Origin of the sequence: Vibrio anguillarum, from assembly GCF_001989995.2 — a bacterium.
Taxonomy (GTDB): domain Bacteria; phylum Pseudomonadota; class Gammaproteobacteria; order Enterobacterales; family Vibrionaceae; genus Vibrio; species Vibrio anguillarum.
Map to the genome: position 1 here is coordinate 1 of NZ_JAHGUP010000178.1, position 789 is coordinate 789.

Sequence of the window (789 nt, forward strand, 5' to 3'; positions counted from 1 at the left end):
AACCCCTTAGCCGGGCGTTAAATGACAGGTGGAAAATTTGAAGTCTAAAATAAATCAGATAGTTGAATTTATGGAGGAGAACAAAGAACTTCGAGAGCAATATAATACAAATTGTATTAAGAGTTTTATTGCAACTAGTAATAATGCTAAAGAGGTTATTTATTCCATATTTATCAATTCTTTAAAGGCGGGTAAAGAATCGAATCTTAGTAGTAATGGTGATGGAGCTAAGTTCTTTTTTGATAAATTAGATTCTCTACCTGATTCTGAATGTTTAGATTATCGTGACTTTATAAAACACTTCGGCTGCTCAAACCCAAAGGAGCTTTTCTCTCTACTAGAACAAAGAGTTACCGGAATGGGAGCAAAGAAAGCTGCTCTATTTATGAGAGATTTAGACTTTTGCCAGAGAAAAGCCCGCCCAATTTTTACTTCTTATAATGAAAAGGTCGCATCTAAGTCCCTAGTCATTCCCGTTGATGCGGTAATTCGTACAATTTACGACCGCTTGGGTTTGGTTTCCTACAAAGAAAAAGATTACTTCAACAGCATTAATGCTCATGCGAAACAAGAATTTAGTGATCAATTTATGATTATTGAAGACTTGTGGTTTTGGGGGTATTTTTCTACAAAAGGCAGTGAAAACAATAGGGAGATAGTTTTTAACGAAGCAAAGTTTTATACTGATTCATACATATATCCAAATCGCCAATTGGAAAACAAAATTAATGAATTCATATGCTTGTTGAAGTAGTCATTTAACAAACGCTTTAAGACGGATTCGCAACG

Annotated in this window: 1 protein-coding gene; it reads left to right on the forward strand. The window is 34.5% G+C overall.

The genetic code is table 11. The features are described from left to right. Positions 1-37 precede the first annotated feature (37 nt). Positions 38-754, forward strand: a complete 717-nt coding sequence (locus PL85_RS18205) for a hypothetical protein (protein ID WP_064626955.1) — start codon at positions 38-40, stop codon at positions 752-754. The last annotated feature ends 35 nt before the right edge of the window (positions 755-789 follow it).